22 protein-coding genes are annotated in these 22,760 nt (G+C 58.1%); 19 read left to right on the top strand and 3 right to left on the bottom strand.

Annotated features, from left to right (window positions below):
* Positions 1 to 67 precede the first annotated feature (67 nt).
* The 3 genes from tkt to nhaA all read left to right on the top strand — a co-directional run bounded on the left by tkt (position 68) and on the right by nhaA (position 5,205).
* Entirely contained in the window at positions 68 to 1,990 is a 1,923-nt protein-coding gene (gene tkt / locus WCX72_RS11905) for a transketolase (RefSeq protein ID WP_345969962.1), read from the top strand.
* Positions 1,991 to 2,072: 82 nt separating this feature from the next.
* Positions 2,073 to 4,025 carry a sensor histidine kinase gene (locus WCX72_RS11900; RefSeq protein WP_345969961.1) on the top strand — a complete coding sequence of 651 codons (1,953 nt, stop codon included), beginning with the start codon at positions 2,073 to 2,075 and terminating at the stop codon, positions 4,023 to 4,025.
* A complete protein-coding gene (gene nhaA / locus WCX72_RS11895) occupies positions 4,012 to 5,205 on the top strand; it encodes a Na+/H+ antiporter NhaA (RefSeq protein WP_345969960.1) in 1,194 nt (397 codons plus the stop codon). Before WCX72_RS11900 ends, nhaA begins: the two co-directional genes overlap by 14 nt.
* 5 nt (positions 5,206 to 5,210) lie before the next feature.
* Here nhaA and glp read toward each other — a convergent pair whose 3' ends face one another.
* Positions 5,211 to 6,437, bottom strand: coding sequence for a gephyrin-like molybdotransferase Glp (gene glp, locus WCX72_RS11890; protein ID WP_345969959.1), 1,227 nt, complete (start codon positions 6,435 to 6,437; stop codon positions 5,211 to 5,213).
* Positions 6,438 to 6,490: 53 nt separating this feature from the next.
* Here glp and WCX72_RS11885 point away from each other — a divergent pair, with 53 nt between their 5' ends.
* Positions 6,491 to 6,901, top strand: coding sequence for a hypothetical protein (locus tag WCX72_RS11885; protein WP_345969958.1), 411 nt, complete (start codon positions 6,491 to 6,493; stop codon positions 6,899 to 6,901).
* Positions 6,898 to 7,569 carry a 16S rRNA (uracil(1498)-N(3))-methyltransferase gene (locus tag WCX72_RS11880; protein WP_345969957.1) on the top strand — a complete coding sequence of 224 codons (672 nt, stop codon included), beginning with the start codon at positions 6,898 to 6,900 and terminating at the stop codon, positions 7,567 to 7,569. The genes WCX72_RS11885 and WCX72_RS11880 overlap by 4 nt, the downstream gene beginning before the upstream one ends.
* 12 nt (positions 7,570 to 7,581) lie before the next feature.
* On the opposite strand, the gene WCX72_RS11875 is transcribed toward WCX72_RS11880, so the two are convergent.
* The gene (locus WCX72_RS11875; protein WP_345969956.1) at positions 7,582 to 8,376 is read right to left on the bottom strand and encodes a hypothetical protein; all 795 of its coding nucleotides are present in this window, start codon (positions 8,374 to 8,376) and stop codon (positions 7,582 to 7,584) included.
* Between the two features lie 218 nt (positions 8,377 to 8,594).
* On the opposite strand from WCX72_RS11875, the gene rpmE reads away from it, so the two are divergent.
* The 7 genes from rpmE (at position 8,595) to WCX72_RS11840 (ending at position 14,677) form a co-directional block, all read left to right on the top strand.
* Positions 8,595 to 8,795, top strand: a complete 201-nt coding sequence (gene rpmE, locus WCX72_RS11870) for a 50S ribosomal protein L31 (RefSeq protein ID WP_231019284.1) — start codon at positions 8,595 to 8,597, stop codon at positions 8,793 to 8,795.
* A gap of 138 nt (positions 8,796 to 8,933) precedes the next feature.
* Positions 8,934 to 9,752 carry a 16S rRNA (cytidine(1402)-2'-O)-methyltransferase gene (rsmI, locus tag WCX72_RS11865; protein ID WP_345969955.1) on the top strand — a complete coding sequence of 273 codons (819 nt, stop codon included), beginning with the start codon at positions 8,934 to 8,936 and terminating at the stop codon, positions 9,750 to 9,752.
* 74 nt (positions 9,753 to 9,826) lie between these two features.
* Entirely contained in the window at positions 9,827 to 10,510 is a 684-nt protein-coding gene (locus WCX72_RS11860) for an RNA methyltransferase (protein ID WP_345969954.1), read from the top strand.
* Positions 10,507 to 11,370, top strand: a complete 864-nt coding sequence (locus tag WCX72_RS11855; protein ID WP_345969953.1) for a hypothetical protein — start codon at positions 10,507 to 10,509, stop codon at positions 11,368 to 11,370. Before WCX72_RS11860 ends, WCX72_RS11855 begins: the two co-directional genes overlap by 4 nt.
* Complete coding sequence (locus WCX72_RS11850) at positions 11,364 to 12,176, top strand: hypothetical protein (RefSeq protein WP_345969952.1); 813 nt, start codon at positions 11,364 to 11,366, stop codon at positions 12,174 to 12,176. The genes WCX72_RS11855 and WCX72_RS11850 overlap by 7 nt, the downstream gene beginning before the upstream one ends.
* 22 nt (positions 12,177 to 12,198) lie before the next feature.
* Positions 12,199 to 13,422, top strand: coding sequence for an LL-diaminopimelate aminotransferase (locus WCX72_RS11845; RefSeq protein WP_345969951.1), 1,224 nt, complete (start codon positions 12,199 to 12,201; stop codon positions 13,420 to 13,422).
* A complete protein-coding gene (locus tag WCX72_RS11840; RefSeq protein ID WP_345969950.1) occupies positions 13,415 to 14,677 on the top strand; it encodes a homoserine dehydrogenase in 1,263 nt (420 codons plus the stop codon). The genes WCX72_RS11845 and WCX72_RS11840 overlap by 8 nt, the downstream gene beginning before the upstream one ends.
* Positions 14,678 to 14,742: 65 nt before the next feature.
* Here WCX72_RS11840 and WCX72_RS11835 read toward each other — a convergent pair whose 3' ends face one another.
* Positions 14,743 to 15,456: a hypothetical protein gene (locus tag WCX72_RS11835; protein WP_345969949.1), complete on the bottom strand. Its 714-nt coding sequence runs from the start codon at positions 15,454 to 15,456 to the stop codon at positions 14,743 to 14,745.
* Between the two features lie 148 nt (positions 15,457 to 15,604).
* On the opposite strand from WCX72_RS11835, the gene WCX72_RS11830 reads away from it, so the two are divergent.
* The 7 genes from WCX72_RS11830 (at position 15,605) to WCX72_RS11800 (ending at position 22,665) form a co-directional block, all read left to right on the top strand.
* Complete coding sequence (locus WCX72_RS11830; protein ID WP_345969948.1) at positions 15,605 to 17,677, top strand: molybdopterin-dependent oxidoreductase; 2,073 nt, start codon at positions 15,605 to 15,607, stop codon at positions 17,675 to 17,677.
* A complete protein-coding gene (locus WCX72_RS11825; RefSeq protein WP_345969947.1) occupies positions 17,674 to 18,003 on the top strand; it encodes a YraN family protein in 330 nt (109 codons plus the stop codon). Before WCX72_RS11830 ends, WCX72_RS11825 begins: the two co-directional genes overlap by 4 nt.
* A 156-nt stretch (positions 18,004 to 18,159) precedes the next feature.
* Positions 18,160 to 18,477 (top strand): thioredoxin, encoded by a 318-nt coding sequence (gene trxA, locus WCX72_RS11820; RefSeq protein ID WP_345969946.1) that lies wholly within the window; start codon positions 18,160 to 18,162, stop codon positions 18,475 to 18,477.
* A 126-nt stretch (positions 18,478 to 18,603) separates the two neighbouring features.
* Positions 18,604 to 19,548 carry an FAD-dependent oxidoreductase gene (locus WCX72_RS11815; RefSeq protein ID WP_345969945.1) on the top strand — a complete coding sequence of 315 codons (945 nt, stop codon included), beginning with the start codon at positions 18,604 to 18,606 and terminating at the stop codon, positions 19,546 to 19,548.
* 9 nt (positions 19,549 to 19,557) lie between these two features.
* The gene (dapB, locus tag WCX72_RS11810) at positions 19,558 to 20,325 is read left to right on the top strand and encodes a 4-hydroxy-tetrahydrodipicolinate reductase (RefSeq protein ID WP_345969944.1); all 768 of its coding nucleotides are present in this window, start codon (positions 19,558 to 19,560) and stop codon (positions 20,323 to 20,325) included.
* 13 nt (positions 20,326 to 20,338) lie between these two features.
* A complete protein-coding gene (purF, locus tag WCX72_RS11805) occupies positions 20,339 to 21,691 on the top strand; it encodes an amidophosphoribosyltransferase (RefSeq protein ID WP_345969943.1) in 1,353 nt (450 codons plus the stop codon).
* Positions 21,692 to 21,699: 8 nt separating this feature from the next.
* Complete coding sequence (locus tag WCX72_RS11800) at positions 21,700 to 22,665, top strand: TIGR01212 family radical SAM protein (RefSeq protein WP_345969942.1); 966 nt, start codon at positions 21,700 to 21,702, stop codon at positions 22,663 to 22,665.
* Positions 22,666 to 22,760 lie beyond the last annotated feature (95 nt).

Raw genomic sequence — 22,760 nt, 5'->3', positions numbered from 1 at the left:
GTGACGTGTAAAGTAGATTAACGTTGAGCTATATCAATCGACATAAATGAATTCAACAAGGATGACAATGAGCGACAATACGATGCGCGCCAAAATGGCGAATACGATCCGTTTCCTTGCGGCCGACATGGTCCAGAAGGCGAACTCCGGCCACCCGGGTGCCCCGATGGGTCTTGCGGACATCGCCGTCGTGCTTTCCGAGCACCTCAACCACAACCCCAAGAACCCGAAGTGGCTCAACCGTGACCGCCTCGTCTTCTCCGGCGGCCATGCGACGGGCCTGATCTATTCGCTCTATTACCTCTGGGGATACGGGCTCGAGATCGAGGACCTTAAACAGTTCCGCCAGCTTGATTCCAAAACGCCGGGCCACCCGGAGTACGGCCATACGGAGGGGATCGAGATCACGACCGGCCCGCTGGGGCAGGGTGTCGCGAACGCCGTCGGTTTCGCGATGGCCTCCAAATACGTCGGCGCGCAGGTGAACTCCGAGACGGCCAAAGTGATTGACCACCATGTCTACTGTCTCTGCGGCGACGGTGACCTGGAAGAGGGGATCAGCTACGAGGCGTGTTCCATCGCAGGCCACAACCAGCTCGATAACCTGATCCTCATCTACGACTCCAACCGTATCACGATCGAGGGTTCTACGGAGCTCAGCCTCAGCGAGAACGTCGCGCAGCGTTTCGAATCGCAGGGGTGGGATGTGCTTGAAGTGGACGGGCACGACTACGAGGCGATCGATGCGGTGATCACCGAGGCGAAAACGCGCACGAAGCCTGTGCTCGTCATTGCCGATACGACGATCGCCAAAGGGGCGTGTGAGATGGAAGGCTCCCACCACTCCCACGGCGCGCCACTGGGCGAGGAGATTATCTGCGAGGCGAAAACGAACTGCGGGTTCAACCCCAATGAAGCCTTCCAGGTCGACGAAGACGTCCTGGCCCGTTTCCGTTGTGCCGTCGAAGCAGGCGACCTGGCCGAGCGCGAGTGGAAACACCGCCTCGCGACTCTGCCGCTGGTCGAGCAGAACGAAGCGCTGGGCGCCCTGAGCAACCCTGACTTTACCCGCATCCAGTGGCCCGAATTCGACAAGGCCGACGCAACGCGCAGCACGAACGGGAAGATCCTCAATGCCGTGGCAAAGGCGATCCCCGGTTTCCTCGGCGGTTCGGCGGACCTCGGACCGTCCAACAAGACGGAGCTCAAAGACCTCGGCGAGTTCCCCCGCGGCAAGAACATTCACTTCGGTATCCGCGAACACGCGATGGGAGCGATCACGAACGCGATGGCGCTCTACGGCCCGCTGATGCCCTTCAGCGCGACCTTCTTCGTCTTCAGCGATTACATGAAGCCGGCGGCGCGTATCGCGGCGCTGAGCGGCATCCAGCAGTTCTTTATCTGGACCCACGACAGCATCGGCGTCGGCGAAGACGGCCCGACCCACCAGCCGATCGAACACCTGGGACAGTTCCGCGCGCTGCCGAACTTCTATGTCTGGCGCCCGGCGGACGGCAACGAGAACGTCGAGGCCTGGAAGTGGGCGTTGGCCAAAACGGACGCGCCGTCCGCCTTCGTCTGTTCACGTCAGAACCTTCCGCTGCTCGACGCCCCGGCAAAGGGGAGCGCGGCGCAGGGCGGTTACCTGCTGAGCGAGGAGGCCGATGCGACGATGACGCTGATGGCGTCAGGTTCGGAAGTCGGGCTGGCCGTTGAGGTCAAAGCGCAACTGGCGGCGAAGGGTGTCAAAGCCAACGTGGTCAGCGTCCCGTGTTTCGACCTTCTCCTCGAGCAGGATGCCGCCTATATCGACGGTATCATCAAGCCGGGGACAAAGCGCGTCGCCATCGAAGCGGCCCGGGGCATGGAGTGGTACCGCTTCGCCGATACGGTGATCGGCATGGACTCTTTCGGCGCCAGCGCACCGGCCGGCGAACTTTTCAAGAAGTTCGGCTTTACCGCAGACGCGGTCACCGCGCAGCTCTCATAACTTCCGGCGCCTGGGGGCGCTTTACCCCCCTTTTTAACATTTCGTCTTATAATAACCCCTATTATCACGTGGGAAGGGACGCATGCTCCGTACAATCTTCATCGCATTACTGCTGTCGTTGCATGCCGTTGCAGGCGGTATCGTATTGGATGCCTCGCAGCGCGGCGCGATCAATATTGTTCCCCACAGCACGTACCTGATCGAAACCAACACGTCGTTTTCGCCCGAAACGATCCTGAAACAGACGGCGCGGTTCAAACCGGCAGGGAACGCCATCTACAACTTCGGTTTCGTCGAGAAGCCCATCTGGATACAGTTCGCGCTCACCCGTCCCGTGGAGGACCAAACCGAGTGGATCCTCAGCATCGGGAACTCCCACATTGACGAATATACCCTCTACCGCATTGATGCGGACGGCTTGACGCGGCTGAGCCGAGACGGCGATACGGTCAATGCGCCGCGCGCCTATGCCAGCCGTTTGTTCTGGGAAAAACTGCCCCTGACGGAGGGAACGACCTCCTACCTTCTTCAGGTCAAGACACAGGGGGCCCTGCAGATTCCCCTGACGGTTGAGCAGCTTTCGGGAGCGTATCGGGACGAGTCCTTTTCCAACCTGCTTTTCGGGCTCTTTTACGGGGTCATGCTACTGCTGCTTGTCTACAACATGGTGCTGTACATCTTCGTCCGCGAGATCCACTATTTTAACTATCTCGCCTTTTTGGCCAGTTACATGCTCTTCCAGCTCAATTTCGACGGATTGGGGCCGGAGTGGCTCTGGCCGGGCAATGTCTGGATGGCGAACAGCGGCCTGGCATTTTTCATCTTTTTCTCGGCGATGTTCGGGTTCCGCTTCGCCCGCTACTTCCTGGTGCTGAAACGTTATGCCCCGCAGGCGGAACGCATTATCGCGTTTGCGGAGTTCCTCTCCTTCCTGGGGGTGCTCTCCGTCTTGCTGCTCGATTACCACACGGCGGTCACGGCGGCGGCGGTGTGGAGCGCGATCATCCCCTGGGTGTTGATCTACGCCGGGATTAAAGTACTTCCCAACTACCACGCCGCCCGCTACTACCTCGCCGGCTGGATCGTGTTTCTGCTGGCGACCATCCTCGTCGCGCTGAACCAGCTTGGCGTGGTGCCGACGCACCCGGTGATGCTCTATACGCAGCAGGCCGGTTCGCTGATCCAGATGATCCTGCTCTCCTTCGCCCTGGCGGATCGCATCAATATGATGAAACATGAGCACCTGGCGAAACTGCGGGAGTTCAACGAACAGCTCCAGGCGAAGATCGCCCTCAAGGTCGATGAACTCCGCGAGAAGGACCGGATCATGATCCTGCAGTCGCGGCAGGCGGCTATGGGGGAGATGATCGAGAATATCGCCCACCAGTGGCGGCAGCCCCTCAACCAGCTCTCCCTGATCCAGAGCAATATCTTCTTTGAATACCAGTTGGGGAACCTCAGCGAGAAGAAGATGCAGACTTACCAGGAGCAGTCCGAGACGCTGATGGAGTATATGACGCATACGATTGACGATTTCCGCAACTTCTTCATGCCGAACCGGGCGCGGGAAAATTTCTGCATCTGCGGTGCCATCGAAAAGGTGCTGGAGCTCTTCAGACCGACATTGAACCGCTACAATATCGGCATCGATCTCAAATGTGACGGACGGCCGGGGGCACTGGGGCATGAGAACGAATTCTCCCAGGTGATGCTCAATCTTCTGAACAATGCGAAAGACGCCATGCTCGAACACGGGACGAAAAAGCCGCAGGTCACCATCCGCGTACAGACGGGCGGAACGATGATCATGGTGGCCGTCTGCGACAACGGCGGCGGGGTGGCCGATGATATCATCGACCGGGTCTTCGATCCCTACTTCACGACAAAGTTCAAGTCCCAGGGAACGGGGATAGGGCTCTACATGGTCAAGACGATTATGGAGAAGAGCATGAACGGGGGCGTCAGCGTCCAGAACCGCGGTGCCGGAGCCTGCTTTATACTCGAACTGCCGCAAAAGGAGCATGATGCGAAATGAGACACTGCTTCAGTTTTTGAAGCGCGAATCCGCGATCGGCGTGCTGCTGATCGTTTCGACGGTGATGGCGCTGGCGATGGCCAACTCCCCGCTGCACAGTTTTTACAGCTATTTTCTCAGTATCCCCGTCGTGATCAGTTTCGACGAATTCGCGATCGCCAAGCCGCTGCTGCTCTGGATCAACGACGGTCTGATGGCGGTCTTCTTTTTCATGGTGGGACTCGAGATCAAACGCGAGGTGCTGGAGGGGAGTCTACAGGAACGCTCCAAGGTCGCGCTGCCGGCCTTCGCCGCCCTCGGCGGGATGCTTGTCCCAGCCCTGATCTACGGCATGTTGAATGCCGGCGATGAAGGGGCGATGAAGGGGTGGGCGATTCCGATGGCGACGGACATCGCGTTTGCACTGGGCATCTTGTCGCTGCTGGGCAGCCGGGTACCGCCGGCACTGAAGGTCTTTTTACTGGCCCTGGCGATTATCGACGACCTTGGGGCTATCATCGTGATCGCGCTCTTTTACGGGCACGGACTCTCCCTGGCCGCACTCGGCACCGCGATGACGATGGCGCTGATCCTGCTGTTTATGAACCTGCGTGGTGTGACGAACAATACGTTTTACATTCTGATCGGGCTGATCATGTGGGCCGCCGTGCTGAAATCAGGGGTGCATGCCACCATTGCGGGGGTCGTGCTGGGGCTGCTGATCCCCCTGCGCGGCAACCGGGAGAGTTTCCACGATCTGGAGCACTCCCTGCATGCGCCGGTCAATTACATCATCCTTCCCCTTTTCGCGTTCGTCAACACGGGGGTCAGTTTCGGCAGCGTTTCCGCAAGCGACTTCGCGCACTCCGTCACCGTCGGTATCGCGGCGGGGCTCTTTTTCGGCAAAAGCATCGGCATCTTTCTCTTCAGCCGGCTGGCCGTGGCGCTACGGCTTGGTAAACTCCCCGAGGGGGTGACGAACGCACAGCTTTTCGGAGTCGCCATTCTCGGCGGGATCGGTTTCACGATGAGTCTTTTTATCGGTTCGCTGGCGTTCGAATGCAGCGAAGGGGTCTGCTTTTCGCTGGTCGATGAGCGGATCGGGATTTTGATGGGGTCGCTGGTTTCGGGCGTCGTGGGGGCGCTTTACCTGTCGGCGGTTTTGAACAAGACGAAGCGGGAGGAGACGCCGGAGGGCTGAAGTGATTACGCCTCCGGCGTACTCACCAGGGAGACGGCGCTGCCGCTCCGCCAGACGAAGCGTGTCGGGATAAAGCGTACCTCGGCTTCTTGGGCGACGGCACTGCAGGCTTCGTCAAGCATGATAAAGCCGTTCGAGAGGGCCAGGGGCGTGATCATCCCCGGTGCGAACTTCTCGCAGACGGTGAAGTGGTTTCCGTCATAATAGCCCGGCAGCAGCGTCCGGCGGCCCGGGCGGACGTTGTAGGCGTGTTTCATCCTGGCCGTGATGCTGTTGTGGAAGGGGGCGTTTGTCCCGCTGAGCGAGGCGATCAGGGCCTGTCCGAACAGTTCAAAACAGAGTGCGGCCGCCATCGGGTTACCCGGCAGGTTGAGCACCAGCGTGTCGCCGATGGTGCCGACCGTCGTCGGTTTCCCCGGCTTGAGGTCGACCTTTTCAAAAAGCGGTATGAAGCTGAAGTGGGTGAACGCCTCCTTGGTGTAGTCCGCGTCCCCGACACTGACGCCGCCGCTGGTAATGATGAGGTCACTCTGCAAAGCACTGTCGATATGTTCGAGCAGGGCGTCGAGCGTATCGGCCGCCGTCCCGACGAAATGAACGTCGCACTCCAGCTCCGCCGCCCGGGCCGCAAAGGTCGGGGAGTTGGTGTTGTAGAGCTGGTAGGGGGCGACCTGCTCGTGATGCATCTTCAATTCACTCCCCGAGGCGAAAATGGCGACCCTCGGACGGTGGTAGACGCAGACGTGGGTGATCCCCTGGGATGCAAGCAGGGTGATGTGGTAGGCCGAGAGGGTATCGCCCGTTGTTAGCAGCGTGTCGTCGGTCTGGATATCCTCGCCGCAGAGCCGGATGTGCTGGCCCGCTCTCAAAGGCGAGGGGAGGGTGACGTGTTCGCCTTCGACGGTGACCTCCTCGATGGGGACGATGCACTCGGTCCCTTCGGGAATACGCGCCCCGGTCATAATCCGTGCGGCCTGGCCCTCCGCGATACGGATCTGTTCCCGGTCTCCCGCAAAGATCGTATGCTCGGCGAGCACGCGTTTGCCCGAATCGGAGGAGATAACGGCGTACCCGTCCATGGCGGAGTTGTCGAAGGGGGGAAGGTTGTAGCGGGCCGTGACGTCCTGGGCCAGCACCCGACCGATGGCCTCCTCGATGGGAATGAATTCGCGGCGCAGCTTCGGACGGTGGGCGTGAATGCGCGCGAGGGCTTCTTCGACGGTAACGGGCATGGATAGACTCTTTTTTGGTTCGATTATAGATAAAGTGGGGTAAAATCCGGATTATGGAAACAATGTACAGCATGAGTCTGCAGCTTCATTTCGGGTTTGTCCTGGTGTGGCTCGGCATAATCGTCTTCAACGCCGCCATGCTCCAGTTCGCGGTGCAGGCCCCTGATTACGTCCGGCGTGCACGGATCGTCATGCCTTTTTCGGTGATGGCGATCGCGGCGATGGCGTTCACCGGTGTCGTCATGATGGCGGCGAAGCATCTGGCTTTCAGCCTCGAGAACATCGCGATGATCATGATCACCGTCGTTCTGATTGTGCTCGAAGCACGTCGTTACAAAACCGTCCGGCGGCTGCGGACAAAACTGCCCGAGGCGCTCTTACTCTACCGGCCATTCGCCCTGAAGCTGCTGGGGGCGGAGTTCGTTCTGACGATGCTGATGACGCTCTGGATGTCCCTTCTGTGAGATTCCTCTTCCACGACGAGGCGGGGGCGAGGCAGCTCACCCTCAAGGGGGAGGCCTACAAATACATTGTCAAAGTCAGACGCCACGGCGTCGGCGACAGCGTCGCCCTGCGCCACCCCGAAAAGAGCGGGACGCTGTACACCTACCGTCTCGAACAGAGCGATGGCCGGCGGGCGGAGCTGCTGCTGGTATCGGAAGCGTCCCGTGTGATTGCGGCGGCGCGTCCGCTGCATATCGGATGGTGTACTATCGACCCGAAATCCGTCGAGAAGGTGTTGCCGCAGCTCAACGAGATGGGGGTGGGGAAGATTACCTTTATCGCCTGCGACCGCAGCCAGCGGCAGTTCCGGCCCGATTTCGAGCGCTTAAACCGCATCCTTGAGGCTTCCATGCAGCAGTGCGGACGCAGCGAGTGGATGGCGCTGGAGACGACGGATTCGCTCGAAAGTTTCATAGCGGCGAACCCCCAGACGGCCGTCATGGATTTCACCGAAGAGCGACTGGTGGATACGGCGGGCATTGATACGGTGCTGATCGGCTGCGAAGGGGGCTTCAGCGAGGCGGAACGGGCCCTGCTGGCGTCATGCCGGACACTCCGTTTTGATACGCCGTTCATCCTCCGTTCGGAGAGCGCCGCCGTCGCCGTGGCGGCCAAGGTCCTGCTTTAAGGGGGGAACCCCCTAGATGTAACAGGCCCCCATATAGTTGTACTTTTGCGGCAGTTCATTGTAGCCGCTTCCCTGAAGCAGATGCATTTTGGTCAGCATAACCGGTATCAGTTGTGTTAAAAAGTCCCGCAATATTGTCTGAACCTGCCCGAGTTCACCGGAGCTCAGCGGAAGGTTTTTGTCCCGCCACAAGGGTGAAGAAGCGACCTCCGAATATTTGACACAGCCTGAAATGGCATCGGGGTCCTGGTTGTTATCGGTGATTCTGACCGCTTCCAGTGTTTTGGTGTCATAGAGCCCGAAGTTAAGCCCGTCGAGCAGGAACAGATCATTCTCTTTAAATCGTAGAATCTGTCTGACTCTGAAATTTGGGTTCATCCAGCCTTTGATGATCAGCACGTAATCAATCTTCTTCTGCAACAGGGTCTTTTGAATCTTCTCCATGAGCATATCGGCGTTGATGAAGTACCCTTTTTCGGCCACGATCGATTTGCGCTTTGCCATGTCCAATATCTTGCCCTTGGAGAGATGCAGGTCAACGACCGTCATCGGGGAGTACAGATCGATTTTCTTTGCGACGTTCTTATAGACGAGGTCATAGAGGTCCCAGGATGAAATGTCATATTCAAAGGAGGTGTTCTCGAAAACCGTTACCCCGAAATACTCGGACACAAGCGTTTCCTCAAAAAGGGGGATAACGGCAAGACGCGTCTGCTTCACGAGTTTCTCACGCGGGACGGGTTTGGTAAAACATCCTGTCAGGATAACGGAGAGGAGGAACATCAATGCAAAGGCGACAAATTTCACGTGGTTACCTCTATGGAGTGATATCTATCACAATAATACCTGATAAAACTATTTTTTAACTAAAAAATACATAATTTACAATTATAAGGGCGCGCGTATGGAGCGGGACTTGAAGCGTCCGGCTTTATTCGGTATAATTGCGGTCTTAAAATCCGCACCCGTACGGATTTAAAAAATATACCGATATACGTACAGAGCGTGTATCAAAAGGCTTTAAGATGAAAAAAGGGATTCACCCGGAATACATGGCTTGCACGGTCACTTGCGCCTGCGGCAACACATTTGAGACAAAAAGCACGAAAGATGCGATGCGTATCGACATCTGTAACGAGTGCCACCCGTTCTTCACCGGTTCCGAGCGCCAGGTAGACACTGCCGGACGTATCGAGAAGTTCAAGCAGCGTTACAATATGAAATAAAACGTTGCAGGCGTCAACGCCTTGCAACGTCAGCGGGTCCGCTGGCACAGCAGGCCCCGTACCCCGGAGGGCACTTCCTTCGGGCGCGCGCCCTTGGCGCTTTTCCCTCTTTTGTTTACCTGATAAAGGTCCTTGAATATGCTTACCCTTGTTCCCACCCCGATCGGAAATATTGCTGACATTTCACTGCGTGCGATGGATGCGCTGGTCACTGCGGACGTCCTGCTCTGCGAAGATACCCGTGTCACGAAGAAGCTGCTGCACCTGCTCAAAGAGCGTTACGGCAAGGAGGCAGGAAAAGAACAGTCGTTCATATCCGTCCACTCCCACAGCGAGCACCGTTTTCTTGAGAAAACCGACCCGTCGTTTTTTGAACAGAACGTTGTTTATGCCAGCGATGCGGGGATGCCGGGGGTGAGCGACCCGGGGCAGATGCTGGTGCGCTACTGCATTGACCACGGCATCGCCTATGACGTGCTCCCGGGGGCGAATGCCGTCTTGACGGCATTCGCCGCCAGCGGTTTTGCCGAAACGCAGATGCTCTTTTTCGGCTTTCTCCCCCACAAAGGCAGCGACAGGTCCGGGGCGCTCGCGCGGGCGCTCTACAACGGCTATACGACGGTCCTGTACGAATCCCCGCACCGTTTGGAAAAGCTTTTGAACGAAATCGCCGACACTGAGCCGTCGCGCCGGATTTTTGCCGCCAAAGAGTTGACGAAAATGCATCAGCGCTACCTGCACGGGACGGCGGCGGAACTCCTCGAAACCCTTGGCGGTCACTACAAAGGGGAGTGGGTCGTCGTGATCGAGGCGGGGGAACTCCGTGACGCGACCTTTACGGAAAAAGAGATTCTTGCACTTGACCTTCCGAAGAAAGCAGCGGCGAAGCTGATCGCGAAACTGACGGGTGAAACTCCCAAAAGCTGTTATCAAAGGTTACTGGATACCGGTAAATAACACACACCTTCCCGAAGCTAATTTCTGCGCAGATAACAATCCATTTCTAACAGAAAATTGGTTACAATCCATGCATGTTGATATATGGAAAGCAACCGGTTTACTATCTGATCTCCCGGCACCCCGAGAAGATCGAGACGCTTTACCTCGCCAAAGAGCTGGAGGCGAAAGAGTATAACCGTCTGATGCGTATGGGGTTTGCGGTGAAGCGCATCCCCCCGGATGCGGCGCAAAAGATGAGCCGCAGCGGCAACCATCAGGGCTTCCTGGCGGAAACGGCTGCATTGGAGCCGACGCCATTGAACACGCTGGCGGGAAAGGAGTTCGTTGTCGTGCTCTGCGGGATCACCGATGTCGGCAACATCGGTGCCATCGCCCGCAGTGCCTATGCCCTCGGTGCGGACGGCCTCGTCGTCACCGGGATCAAATCCCTCGCCCTGGAACCGGTCGTGCGCAGTTCGACCGGCGCGCTTTTCGACCTCCCCTTTAACGTGACCACGAACCTGTATGATGCTTTGACCGAACTCAAGAACAGAGGGCACCGTCTTTACGGCGCCGTTATGGAGGGCGAAGACGTGCGTACCCTTGCCTTTGAGGGCAAAAGGGCACTCTTGCTTGGCAACGAGGGTGAGGGTATCCCGGCCCGGGCCGTCCGCCGGCTGGACCAGGGGGTGCGCATCGCCATGGCGCACGGGTTCGATTCGCTCAACGTCAGCGCGGCGGGTGCAATTTTAATGGAGAGGATGCGTACGGCATGAATACGGTATCGGTGATCGAAACGCTAAAACAGATCGGTATTGCCGATCTCAGCATGCGGACCCACATTTCGACCGACAATATGCAAAAGCTGTTGGAGGGGGATTTCGACGCCTTTTCGGCCATTCAGTTTAACGGGTTCGTCACAATCATCGAACGGGAGTTTGATGTTGACCTGACCGAGTGGCGGCAGCAGTTCGCTGCTTCCGGCCCAGCCCCATTGGAGCCTCTGGCGGCATCTGAAGAGGACCCTTTTGCCAACGTGGCCAAGTCCAAAAAACGCCATCGTCTGACGGTCGCGGCACTGGTCGCGGCGCTGCTGGCCGTGATCGTCGTGACCTATCTTGTTCTCGGCACCGGCGGGAAAACGGAAAAGTTCGAACTGAACAATACGGCGATTGATCAGGCGCGGGCGACTATGGCCGCCATGAATACGACAACGGCGCCGAGTACGCTCGCCGAAGCCGATGCGATCCAGGATGCGCACCAGAACATCGCGGCGGAGCCGAATGCCACCGTTGCGGAGGAGAATGCTTCAGTGGCAGCGGCGAAGGCGCTCCCGGTTGAAAGCAGCGTCTATGAAGACGTGATTCTTCGGCCTATCAGTACATCGATATGGCTCGGCGTCATTGACGCGCAAACCCATAAGCGAAGCGTTTATACGACCGAAGAGCCCGTTCGGCTTGACGGAACGAAAGCGTGGCTGATCGTGACGGGCCACGGATACTTTTCCCTCGACTGCGGAGGGAAAGAGTTGCACTTTAAGCAAAGCGAGCGGGTCCTGCTGGAGTATAACGAGGGTGTATGCCGCGAGCTTGACGAAACGGAATTCAGAGCGCGCAACAAGGGACAGGTGTGGTAAAAAAGATCGTTTTTCTGCTGGGCATCGCCCTGTCGGCGTGGGCACAGACACCGCTGCTTGAGAAGGTGAGCTCGCTGATCGGAGAGCAGACGTACAGCCGGAACGAGGCCTTTGTCAAGATCATCTTCGCCGACCGCAGCCGCTTTGTGCAGGGGGATCGGATCGATGTCGTCAAAGTCGTGGATACCCTCAAGGAGAACGGCCTGCTTTCGCTCTTTTACAAGCGGCCCAAAACGCTGGAGCTGACCTTCGAAACGAACGGAAGCCCGCAGTTCTTTATGATGCTGATGAACGAGACGCTCCGGGGCATGGGGTATACCCACTACCTGACGGATTCGGCGATGCTGACCAACGCCGGCTACAGCTGGCGTATCAAGATGCAGTCCGAATACGCTACCGATCCGACTGCCCTGCAGCAGGCGCTGTCGCGCAGAGGGTGCGGCATCCTCGATATCGAACGCAACAGTGATACGCAGTGGCGTTATTTTATCGATATGAGTGCCGCGCATTTGGAACTGACACCGCTGGAAGTGGGAAAGAAGATCCGGATGAAGCGGCTGGTCTACCCGCGCTGGCTGGATGTTTCCAAAGCGGGCAGCCTCACCCTTTGGAGCCTGTCAGGAAATAACTGGTATCCTTACATTGCATTTTACGACGACGATTTGCGCCTGCTCAAGCTCTACAAAAGGGACAAGCGAACCCGGCAGATCACCATCAACCTTCCCCGAGGCTGCGCCTACGTGAAGATTGCGGATCTTTACAGCCGGAAGAACATGAATGCAGGCCTGAGTGTGAAAGCGCAATAGTCGCATTTAGGATAAAAAAACAATGTTTGACGAAATCCAGTTTGACCGCATCCGCCGTCTCCCGAAGTACGTTTTTGCTGAAGTGAACGACCTGAAAATGGCCGAACGCCGTGCCGGGGCGGATGTCATTGATTTCAGTATGGGCAATCCTGACGGCGACACGCCGGAACATATCCGCGACAAGATGGTCGAATCGGTCATGAAGACGAAAACCCAGGGTTATTCCCAGTCCAAAGGGATCTATAAGCTCCGCCTGGCGATCTGCGACTGGTACAAGCGCCGCTATGACGTCGAGCTCGATCCGGAGACCGAAGCGGTTGCCACGATGGGCTCCAAAGAGGGGTACGCCCACCTGGCTTATGCCATCACCAACCCCGGCGACGTCGCCGTCGTCCCGGACCCGACCTATCCGATCCACTCCTACGCCTTCATCCTTGCCGGCGGCAGCGTGCAGAAGATGCCGTTGATCTTCGACGAGGATTACAACGTGGACGAAGACGCCTTTTTCGAACACCTCGAGACGGCCTTCAAAGATGCCTTCCCGAAACCGAAATACGTGGTCGTCAACTTCCCGCACAACCCCTCCACGGCAACGGTGACGCCGGCGTTCTACGAGCGCATCGTCGCGATGGCGAAGCGCGAACGCTTCTACGTCATTTCCGATATCGCCTACGGCGACATCACCTTCGACGGCTACAAAACTCCTTCCATCATGAGCGTTGAAGGGGCCAAGGACGTGGCGGTCGAGTCGTTCACGCTCTCCAAGAGTTACAACATGGCGGGATGGCGCGTCGGGTTCTTTGTCGGGAACAAGAAACTGATCGGCGCCCTGCAGAAGATCAAAAGCTGGCTGGACTACGGGATGTTTACCCCGATCCAGGTCGCGGCGACCGTCGCATTGAACGGCGATCAGAGCTGCGTGGACGAGATCACCCATAAGTACGACATCCGCCAGGATGTGCTGATCGATGCCTTTAACCGGGCGGGGTGGCCGGTCCGCCGCAACCGCGCTTCCATGTTCGTCTGGGCGAAGATCCCCGACTGCGCGGCGCACCTGGGGTCGCTCGAATTCGCCAAACGCCTCCTGGTCGAGGCGCAGGTCGCGGTCGCACCGGGCATCGGTTTCGGCGAATACGGCGAAGGGTATGTCCGTATTGCGCTGATCGAGAACGACAAGCGCATCCGCCAGGCGGCAAAGAACATCAAGCAGTTCTTGAAGCAGTTCGAGGAGAAGGCCGATGCTTAAAGTCGGCGTGATCGGTGTCGGGACCGTCGGCACCGCGGTGGTTCAGATCCTCGAAGACAATAAGGAGATGATCACGGCGCGGGCCGGGACGGAAGTTGTCGTCAAAACGGGTGTCGTCCGTACCCTGAACAAAGAGCGCGGGATCGATATCGCGCTCACCAGTGACCCCTACGAGGTCGTCAACGACCCGGAGATCGATATCGTCGTGGAATTGATGGGGGGCGTTGAAGGCCCCTTTGATGTCGTCAAAAAGGCGTTGGAGAACGGCAAGGCGGTCGTCACGGCGAACAAGGCCCTGTTGGCGTACCACCGCTATGAGCTCCAGGAGCTGGCCGGGGATCTTGCCTTCGAGTACGAAGCGAGCGTTGCCGGCGGTATCCCCATCATCAACGCCCTGCGCGACGGCCTTTCGGCGAATCACATCGAGAGCATCAAGGGGATTATGAACGGTACCTGCAACTACATGCTCACGAAAATGACGGAGGAGGGTGTCGCCTTTGACGCCATCCTCAAAGAGTCGCAGGAGCTCGGCTATGCCGAGGCGGACCCGACCTTCGACATCGGCGGCTTCGATGCGGCGCACAAGCTGCTGATCCTCGCCTCCATTGCCTACGGGATCGATGTCAAACCCGAGGATATCCTGATCGAGGGGATCGAGTCCGTCACCCAGGAGGACATCGCCTTTGCCAAGGAGTTCGGATACGCGGTTAAACTGCTGGGCATCGCCAAGCGCGACGGCGATGCCGTCGAACTGCGGGTGCATGCGGCCCTGATCAGCAAGGAGCAGATGATCGCGAAGATCGACGGCGTGATGAACGGCGTCAGCGTCATCGGCGACCGCGTCGGTGAAACCCTCTATTACGGACCGGGTGCCGGCGGAGACGCGACGGCGAGCGCCGTTGTCGCCAATATCATCGACATCGCCCGGGCCGGGGGGAAACGTTCGCCGATGCTCGGCTACAACACTCTGCTGGAACATGGGCTGAGACTGCGCCCGAGCGACGAGATCGAGACCAAGTATTACCTGCGTATCCGCGTTGAGGACCGTCCGGGTGTCCTGGCCAAGATCACCCAGCTCTTCGGCGAGTTTGAGATCTCCATTGAGACGATGCTGCAGCGTCCCGCTTCCGGCGGCTATGCGAACCTGCTCTTCTCGACGCACTGCGCGGTCGAAGGCAATATGAAAGAGGTCCTCTCCCAGATCGAAGGGCTCTCCTTCGTCATGGCGAAGCCGGTCATGATCCGGATCGTCTAAACCTTTACCATCTGCTTTTCAGCCGCTTTCAACACGAAGTGGCCCCTCGTCACTCTTTGTGCGCTTTACGACTCTTTAAGCAGCATCAGTCCCCGAACGAATAGAAAAAGGACGAAGGCAACCGCGCCGACGGGCGGCAGTACGAAGGTCAGCAGCGCCAGCAGGCCGGTATAGAGCTTTTTGCCGCCCGTCATAAGGTAGCTGCCGTAGCCGACGCCGGCGGTGAGGGCGAGCCAGGCGAGAAAGAGGAAGAGGGTACTGCTCTGCTCCATCAGGGGCAGGAGACGCTCAAAGAGCTGGATAAGCAGGTAGACGACAGGGAGGCTCAGCCAGGCAATGGCAAAGAGCGGGATGAGTGTCCGCGTGAATGAACGGGTACGCGCCCAGAGTGCCGCCACGAAGAGCAGGGCGCCGGCGGTGTGCACTGTGACAAGCATCCAGACGGTTTTGATATGGGACGCCTTGTCCGCCCCGGTCAGGGCGTGATGCAATTTCAGTGTCTTGTAGTGGGCGAATTCGGCTCCGAAGGTGTAGAGGATACCGCTGAGGGCGACCAGAGCGACCAGGGCGATCCCCTGGAAGAGCGTTGCCTGCCGGCTTGATTGCCGTGCGATGAAGAGCATGGCGTACCCTATTCCCAGCAATGAAATGGCGAGAAGCGGCAGGGCGCCGTAGCGTATCAGGGGGAGATGGACCACGGCGAGGCTGGCGATACCGACGGCGTAGGCGAAGGCCCCCATCTCCAGAAGTTTTTGACGTTCCTGCAGACTGTTATTCATCTAATGTATCTCTCTTTTTGGATTTATTATACTATGTTGAAACAATATGTCATATGAGGTCAGGGTACAGCAGATTAAGCCCCCAACCGCTAGACTTTTTTAAAAATTTCAGGTGCACGTCAGCGACGTGTGCTTACCAGGATTGAACATGGGCAATTCGGTCAAAGTGATCGACAGCGTCTGTACCTACTGCGGCGTCGGCTGTGATATCGAAGGGCATGTCGAGGAGAACCAGATCGTCAAGATCGGCGCCTCGGCGGACGGCTATGTTTCGCAGGGCAAGCTCTGCATCAAGGGCAAATACGGTTTTGACTTCGTCAGTGACGCCAACCGTCTCCGCACTCCGCGGATCCGCAAAAGCTTCCTGGCGAAGAACCCGGCGATTGCCGAGGCGTTCGGCGGAAAACTGCGCGACTTCGACGAGACCTGGTTCGAGTGCGATGTCGATACCGCGGTGAGTGCGGCGGCGATGAAGCTGCGGGAGATCCAGTCGAAACACGGCGAAAAGAGCTTCTGCGCGATCGGCGGGGCGCGTACCAGTTGCGAGAGCGCCTACCTTTTCCAGAAGTTCACCCGCCATACGATGAACTCCCCCCATGTCGACAACTGTGCCCGCGTCTGCCACAGCCCCAGTCTCAAGGGGATGCGTACGACGATCGGCGAGGGGGCGGCGACGAACCCCTATAACGACATCTACGAAACGGAGTTTATGGTCGTCATCGGTTCGAATACGACCGAGGCGCACCCCATCGTCGCCAACCGCATCGTCGAGGCGGCGCAGAAGCACCACAACCTCGCCGTCATCGACGTGCGTGACATTAAGCTGATGAAGTTCGCCAAGCACAAGGCGATTATCCCCCACGAGGCGAACCTGCTCATTCTCAACATGATGGCACGGGTCATCATCGAAGAGGAGCTCTACAACGAAGCGTTCATCGGAACACGCACGAAGTGGTTCGAGGAGTACAAAGAGAAGATTCTGGGTGACCCCTATACGGACCCGGACTATTTCAAGCAGGTCAGCGGTTTCGAGCACCTCGCCAAGCTGATCCCGAACATCGCCCGAGAATACGCCGTGAAGAAGTCGATGATCTTCTGGGGGCTGGGGATTACCGAACACCTCGACGGCTCCTACGCGGTCATGGCGATCACCCACCTCGCACTGCTGACGGGGAACATCGGCCAGACCGGGGCGGGGCTGATGCCGCTGCGCGGCCAGAACAACGTCCAGGGCGCCTGCGACATGGGGTGTCTGCCCTACTACGACCCCGATTACCAAAAGCCCAAGGAAGAGGGGCTCATGACGCCGCAGCTCGTCGACGCGATGCTTGAGGGCAAGATCAAGGCGGTGCTCAACATGGGCGAGGATATCACCCATATCCATCCCAACCTCAACAAGATCGACAGGGCGTTCGAGCAGCTGGAGCTGCTGATGGTCCAGGAGATCATGATGAACGACGTCGCCTCGCGCGCCGACATCGTCGTCGGGGTCAAGTCCGCCTACGAGAAGACAGGGGTCTACGTCAACGCGATGCGCCGTCTGCACCTCTCCCAGCCGCTGGTGCAATCGGACCTGCCTGATGACTGGGAAGTGATCCAGATGCTCGATAACAAGATGGGCGGCAGCTACGATTACAAAGAGAGTTCCGAGGTGTGGGACGAGGTACGCGAAGTCGCCCACCGCCGCTTCAGCGGTGCCTCCTACATGCGCCTAGAGCGCCACCGAAAGCGGGGGCTCCAGTGGCCGGTCTACACCGAGGATACCCCGGTACTGCACCTGCTCGACTTCCGGACGCCCGACGGTCTGGGGCAGTTCCACTACCACCAGTACGCGCCCCGCGGCATGGTCCCCGAGCTCATCGCGAAAAAACGGGTTGAAGACGGCTACTATCTGACGACGGGGCGAACGTTGGCCCATTACAACAACGCCGCCCAGACGAAAGCTTCCGAGCGCCTGAACAAGCGTTATGACGAAGATATTCTGCTGGTAAGCGAAACGGACGCGGCGGCCTTCCCGACGGAAAAGGCGGTCTTGCATACCGAATACGGCTCCTCGGCCCCGCTGCGGGTCAAGATTACCGACAAGGTACAGCCTGGCACGCTCTTTGCAACGTTCCACCATGCGGGCTCGCGCATCAATGCGCTTTTCGGGGACAAGCGGGACGAACTGATCCTGACGGCGGCGTTCAAATCGATCAAGGTCCGGGCCGAAGCGGTATGAGCCGGGCTGCAGGGGACGTCGCCGAACAGCAGGCCGTCGATTTCCTGCGCGCACGCGGGTTCAGGATCATCGACAGGAACGTCAGCAGCCGTTTCGGCGAGATCGATATCCTGGCCATGCGGGATGAGGTGCTGCACATCATTGAGGTGAAAAGTTCCCCGACCTTTGAACAGGCGGCAAACAACGTCACACCGGCGAAAATACGCAAGATCCTGATGACGGCGGAAAGCTATATGAAAAAGCACCGCCTGGAGCTTGACTACGTGCTTGACGCCGTGATTGTCAGCGGCGGGGAGTGCGAATTGCTTGAAAATATCACCTTGTAGGGATGTTTCAGAATACACTTATTTTAAATAGGATAATATTTCTCCGATTTAAAAAATATCGGAGACAAAGCTTCTTAATAAAAATTATCATGCGAAGTTTACTTTATAAATTTTGCAGGTATAATGAAGACACGATATTCATGAAAGGAATTCAAAATGGGAAAATATGTTGAACTGACGGCGGCTACATTTGAGGACACTGTAAAAGAAGGTGTTACACTGGTTGACTTCTGGGCACCGTGGTGTGGACCGTGCCGCATGATCGCACCGGTAATCGAAGAGCTGGCTGAAGATTACGAAGGCAAAGCGACCATCGCGAAAGTGAACACGGATGAAGAGCAGGACATCGCCGTAAAATTCGGTATCCGCTCCATCCCGACGGTTATGATCTTCAAGAACGGCGAAGTCGTCGATCAGATGATCGGTGCTGCTTCCAAGCAGGCGTTTGAAGAGAAAATCAACGCACACCTCTAATACTTTGCAGGCGCTCGCCTGCACCCCAACTTTAAACTTCTCACTGCTTCTGTGTCAAAGTCCATCTTTAGTATGTTAGCGATATTATTTCTCCATTAATTACCGTAAGGGAATAAAGGGTTTTCCATGCTCGATTGTGCCATTATCGGAGGCGGTCCGGCCGGACTGACGGCGGGGCTTTATGCGACGCGCGGCGGCTTGAAAAACGTCGTGATGTATGAACAGGGCATGCCCGGGGGCCAGATCACGGGCAGCAGCGAGATTGAGAACTATCCCGGGGTCACCGGCGAGATCTCCGGTATGGACCTGATGATGCCGTGGCCGGAGCAGTGCATGCGTTTCGGACTTAAGCATGAGATGGTCGCAGTGACCAACGTTGCGCGGACACCGGAGGGGACTTTCCGCATCACGCGCGAAGACGGCAAAATCGACGAAGCGCTCAGCGTCATCGTCTGTACCGGTTCGACGCCGAAGCGTGCAGGCTTCAAAGGCGAGGATCTCCTCTTCGGACGCGGCGTGAGCACCTGCGCCACCTGTGACGGTTTCTTCTACAAAGGCAAGGAGGTCGCCGTGATCGGCGGCGGAGACACGGCGCTCGAAGAGGCGCTCTATCTCTCCAAGATCTGCTCCAAGGTCTACCTGGTGCACCGCCGGGACCGTTTCCGGGCCGCACCGAGTACGATCGAGCGTGTCAGCAACACCGCCAATATCGAGCAGGTGCTTGATGCCGTCCCCGACGAGGTCTACGGGGACGCGATGGGCGTGACCGGGCTGCGGGTCACTTTCCGCGACGGTACGACCCGCGATCTGGAGATCCCGGGCGTCTTCGTTTTCGTCGGCCATAACGTCAACAACGCCGTGCTGAAACAGGAAGACGGCAGTTGGCTCTGCGACGTCAACGACTGGGGACAGGTCATCGTGGACCTCAGTATGCGTACCAGTACGCCGGGCGTTTTCGCCGCGGGCGACCTGCGCATCGAGGCACCGAAACAGGTCGTTTGCGCCGCAGGCGACGGTGCGACGGCGGCGCTTCAGGTGATCACGTACGTCGATGAAAAACAAAACGCTTAGAGGATGAGAATGGTAAACGTCGGAATTTACGGGGCGACCGGCCGTGTAGGCAAACTGCTGATCGAGGATCTGGGCCCGGAGGAGACGCTGAAGCTCTCCGCGGTCTATGTCCGTAACAGCCTGGAGGCTTCCCTGCCGGAGGGGACACTGGTGACCAATGACGTGGAGGCCTTTGTCGCGGCGTCGGACATCATTATCGATTTTTCCCTGCCCGAAGCGGCCCAGCCGCTGCTCGAAACCCTGCTAAAAACCCCGAAACCGCTGGTCAGCGGGACGACGGGCCTGAATGTCCACCAGCTCAACCTGCTCAAAGAGCTGAGCGGCGTGGCGCCGGTGCTGTATGCGACGAACATGTCCCTGGGCGTGGCGCTGCTGAACAAGCTCGTCAACCTCGCCTCCAAGACCCTCGACGGGTTCGACATCGAGATCGTCGAGATGCACCACCGCCACAAGAAAGATGCCCCCAGCGGCACGGCGCTGACACTCGCCGAATCGGCGGCAGCGGGCCGTGAACTTGACCTCGACAAGGTCCGCGTCAGCGGCCGTAACGGCAATATCGGCGAACGCACTGCCGACGAGATCGCCGTGATGGCGCTGCGCGGCGGCGACATCGTCGGGCGCCATACCGTCGGTTTTTACAACGACGGCGAGTTTATCGAACTGAACCACACCGCCACCAGCCGCAACACCTTCTCAAAAGGTGCTATTCGTGCGGCGAAGTGGCTGCATACGCAACCCAGCGGCCTCTATTCCATCGCCGACTGCCTCGGACTGTAATAAAAGGAGTCATATGCGTCAATCATTGAATGAAAAATGTGCCGTCGTCGGCATCTTCAACCATGTCGAAGCTTCCAAGCTCGCCTATTTCTCCCTGCATTCGCTGCAGCACCGCGGCCAAGAGGCGGCGGGGATCAGTTCCGGGGACGGGGAGCGCCTGCACACCATCAAAGACCGGGGGCTCGTTACCCAGGTATTCGACGAGCAGAAGCTGGCGACGCTCAAAGGGCATATGGCCATCGGACATACCCGTTATTCGACGGCGGGAGACGATTCCATCCTCGATGCCCAGCCTGTCCATGCCAATTACGACCTTGGGCAGATCTCCATCGTCCACAACGGAAACCTGACCAATGCCCAGGAAGTCCGCAACAAGCTCATTAAAGAGGGGGCGATCTTCCAGAGCTCCATGGATACGGAGAACCTGATCCACCTGATCGCCAGAAGCAACCAGGGCAAACTCAAAGACCGTATCATCGATGCCGTCAAGCAGATCGAGGGGGCGTTCTCCCTCGTTTTCCTGAGCCGCAGCAAGATGTTCGCTGTCCGTGACCGCTTCGGTTTCCGTCCGCTGGCGCTGGGACGTATCGGTGAAGGATACGTTGTCGCCTCCGAGACCTGTGCTTTTGATCTGATCGGGGCGACCTATATCCGGGACGTTGAACCGGGCGAAATGCTTATCTTTGAAAAGGGGAAGGCACCACAGTCGCTCAAGATCTTCGATGCGATGCCGAAACACTGTATTTTCGAATACGTCTACTTTGCCCGTCCCGACTCCGAAGTCTTCGGCAAAAATGTCTACCAGAAGCGCAAGAACATGGGCGTGCAGCTGGCCAAAGAGCAGCCGATCGAGGCGGATATGGTCGTGCCCGTCCCCGACGGGGGCGTTCCGGCAGCCATCGGCTATTCGCAGGAGAGCGGGATCCCCTACGAGATGGGGATCATGCGCAACCACTACATCGGCCGTACCTTCATCGAGCCGACGCAGGAGATGCGCGATCTCAAGGTCAAGATGAAGCTCTCCCCGATCCGCGAACTGATCGAGGGGAAACGCCTCATCGTCATCGACGACTCCATCGTTCGCGGGACGACGAGCCGCCGCATCGTGCGTATGCTCAAAGAGGCGGGTGCGGCTGAGGTGCATATGCGCATCTCCAGCCCGCCGACGACGGACCCCTGCTTCTACGGTGTGGACACGCCGAACAAAGAGAAGCTGATCGCGGCCAATATGAGCATCGACGAGATCTGCCACTACATCGAGGCGGACTCTCTGGCGTTTCTGAGCACCGAGGCGCTGATGCGTTCGGTCCGGGCCGAGGGCAGCGAATACTGTACCGCCTGCTTTACCGGCGAGTACATCGTCTAGGGACGCGTTTGCAGCCGAAGCAGATCTATACTTTCGGGACCTATCTCCAGGAGAAATTCGGCGAGAAGGTCTTCAAAGTCTCCATCTCCATCTCCGGCTTCACCTGCCCCAATATCGACGGCACCGTTGCCCGGGGCGGCTGTACCTTCTGCGAGAACGACTCCTTCAGTCCGAGCCTCGATAAAGTCCAGCCGCTCAAGGGTTTCCACCTGAACCTGCAGAGCAAAGAGAACCCCTACCTCCCCAAGCAGCTCGAGCAGCTTGAAAAGCAGTTCGACGTCCTCTCGGCGAGACTACGTCGCGAATACGGGGCGACGAAGTTCCTTGTCTATTTCCAGTCCTTTACGAATACCTATGCCCCCTTCGAGACGCTCAAGGCGCTCTATGACAAGGCGCTCTCCTTTGATGACGTCGTGGGGCTCAGTATCGGGACGCGCTCGGACAGTATCACCGACGAGACCCTCGACTACCTCTCCGAACTGGCCAAAACGAAAGAGATCTGGGTCGAGTACGGCATCCAGTCCGTCTACGACGAGACCCTCGAGCGGATCAACCGCGGCCATGACAGCGCCAATGTCGAGCACTGGATCAAGAAGAGCAAAGCGGCGGGCCTGCATGTCTGCGGCCACCTCATTTTCGGGCTGCCGGGCGAAACGCAGGAAATGATGCTGGAGACGGCGGCGAGGGCGTACGAGTGGGGGATCGATTCGGTGAAGTACCACCCCCTCTACGTCGTCACGCGCACGGCACTGGCCAACGAGTACGCCCGGGGGGAGTTTACGCCGATTACGGAGGAGGAGTACCTCGATACGCTGCTCAAGGCGATCGAGATGAAGCCTGCGAATGTCTCCGTGCAGCGCATTACCGCCGGGATCGACAACGACACCCTCATCGCGCCGGCGTGGTGCCGGGACCGTAATACGCAGGTGCGGCATATCAATGCGGCTTTGAAGACAATCGGGATGAAATACTAAGGGGTTTGTTCCCCTTCTTCTTTGCTTGTGCAAAGCAGAAGCCGAACCGGGAAGAAGAAAGCACAAAGGGCTGACGCCTTCGGGACATCCCATTC

The organism is Thiomicrolovo immobilis, assembly GCF_039645955.1.
Classification (GTDB): Bacteria; Campylobacterota; Campylobacteria; order Campylobacterales; family Sulfurimonadaceae; genus Thiomicrolovo; species Thiomicrolovo diazotrophicus.
This window is presented reverse-complemented; position numbering and strand designations above follow the sequence as displayed.

What these genes read in the sequence shown, in the direction of transcription:
- tkt (WP_345969962.1), top strand. Translation starts at nt 68, where the DNA reads ATGAGCGACAATACGATGCGCGCCAAAATGGCGAATACGATCCGTTTC.
- WCX72_RS11900 (WP_345969961.1), top strand. Translation starts at nt 2,073, where the DNA reads ATGCTCCGTACAATCTTCATCGCATTACTGCTGTCGTTGCATGCCGTT.
- nhaA (WP_345969960.1), top strand. Translation starts at nt 4,012, where the DNA reads ATGATGCGAAATGAGACACTGCTTCAGTTTTTGAAGCGCGAATCCGCG.
- glp (WP_345969959.1), bottom strand. Translation starts at nt 6,437, where the DNA reads ATGCCCGTTACCGTCGAAGAAGCCCTCGCGCGCATTCACGCCCACCGT.
- WCX72_RS11885 (WP_345969958.1), top strand. Translation starts at nt 6,491, where the DNA reads ATGGAAACAATGTACAGCATGAGTCTGCAGCTTCATTTCGGGTTTGTC.
- rpmE (WP_231019284.1), top strand. Translation starts at nt 8,595, where the DNA reads ATGAAAAAAGGGATTCACCCGGAATACATGGCTTGCACGGTCACTTGC.
- rsmI (WP_345969955.1), top strand. Translation starts at nt 8,934, where the DNA reads ATGCTTACCCTTGTTCCCACCCCGATCGGAAATATTGCTGACATTTCA.
- WCX72_RS11860 (WP_345969954.1), top strand. Translation starts at nt 9,827, where the DNA reads ATGTTGATATATGGAAAGCAACCGGTTTACTATCTGATCTCCCGGCAC.
- WCX72_RS11855 (WP_345969953.1), top strand. Translation starts at nt 10,507, where the DNA reads ATGAATACGGTATCGGTGATCGAAACGCTAAAACAGATCGGTATTGCC.
- WCX72_RS11845 (WP_345969951.1), top strand. Translation starts at nt 12,199, where the DNA reads ATGTTTGACGAAATCCAGTTTGACCGCATCCGCCGTCTCCCGAAGTAC.
- WCX72_RS11840 (WP_345969950.1), top strand. Translation starts at nt 13,415, where the DNA reads ATGCTTAAAGTCGGCGTGATCGGTGTCGGGACCGTCGGCACCGCGGTG.
- WCX72_RS11835 (WP_345969949.1), bottom strand. Translation starts at nt 15,456, where the DNA reads ATGAATAACAGTCTGCAGGAACGTCAAAAACTTCTGGAGATGGGGGCC.
- WCX72_RS11830 (WP_345969948.1), top strand. Translation starts at nt 15,605, where the DNA reads ATGGGCAATTCGGTCAAAGTGATCGACAGCGTCTGTACCTACTGCGGC.
- WCX72_RS11825 (WP_345969947.1), top strand. Translation starts at nt 17,674, where the DNA reads ATGAGCCGGGCTGCAGGGGACGTCGCCGAACAGCAGGCCGTCGATTTC.
- trxA (WP_345969946.1), top strand. Translation starts at nt 18,160, where the DNA reads ATGGGAAAATATGTTGAACTGACGGCGGCTACATTTGAGGACACTGTA.
- WCX72_RS11815 (WP_345969945.1), top strand. Translation starts at nt 18,604, where the DNA reads ATGCTCGATTGTGCCATTATCGGAGGCGGTCCGGCCGGACTGACGGCG.
- dapB (WP_345969944.1), top strand. Translation starts at nt 19,558, where the DNA reads ATGGTAAACGTCGGAATTTACGGGGCGACCGGCCGTGTAGGCAAACTG.
- purF (WP_345969943.1), top strand. Translation starts at nt 20,339, where the DNA reads ATGCGTCAATCATTGAATGAAAAATGTGCCGTCGTCGGCATCTTCAAC.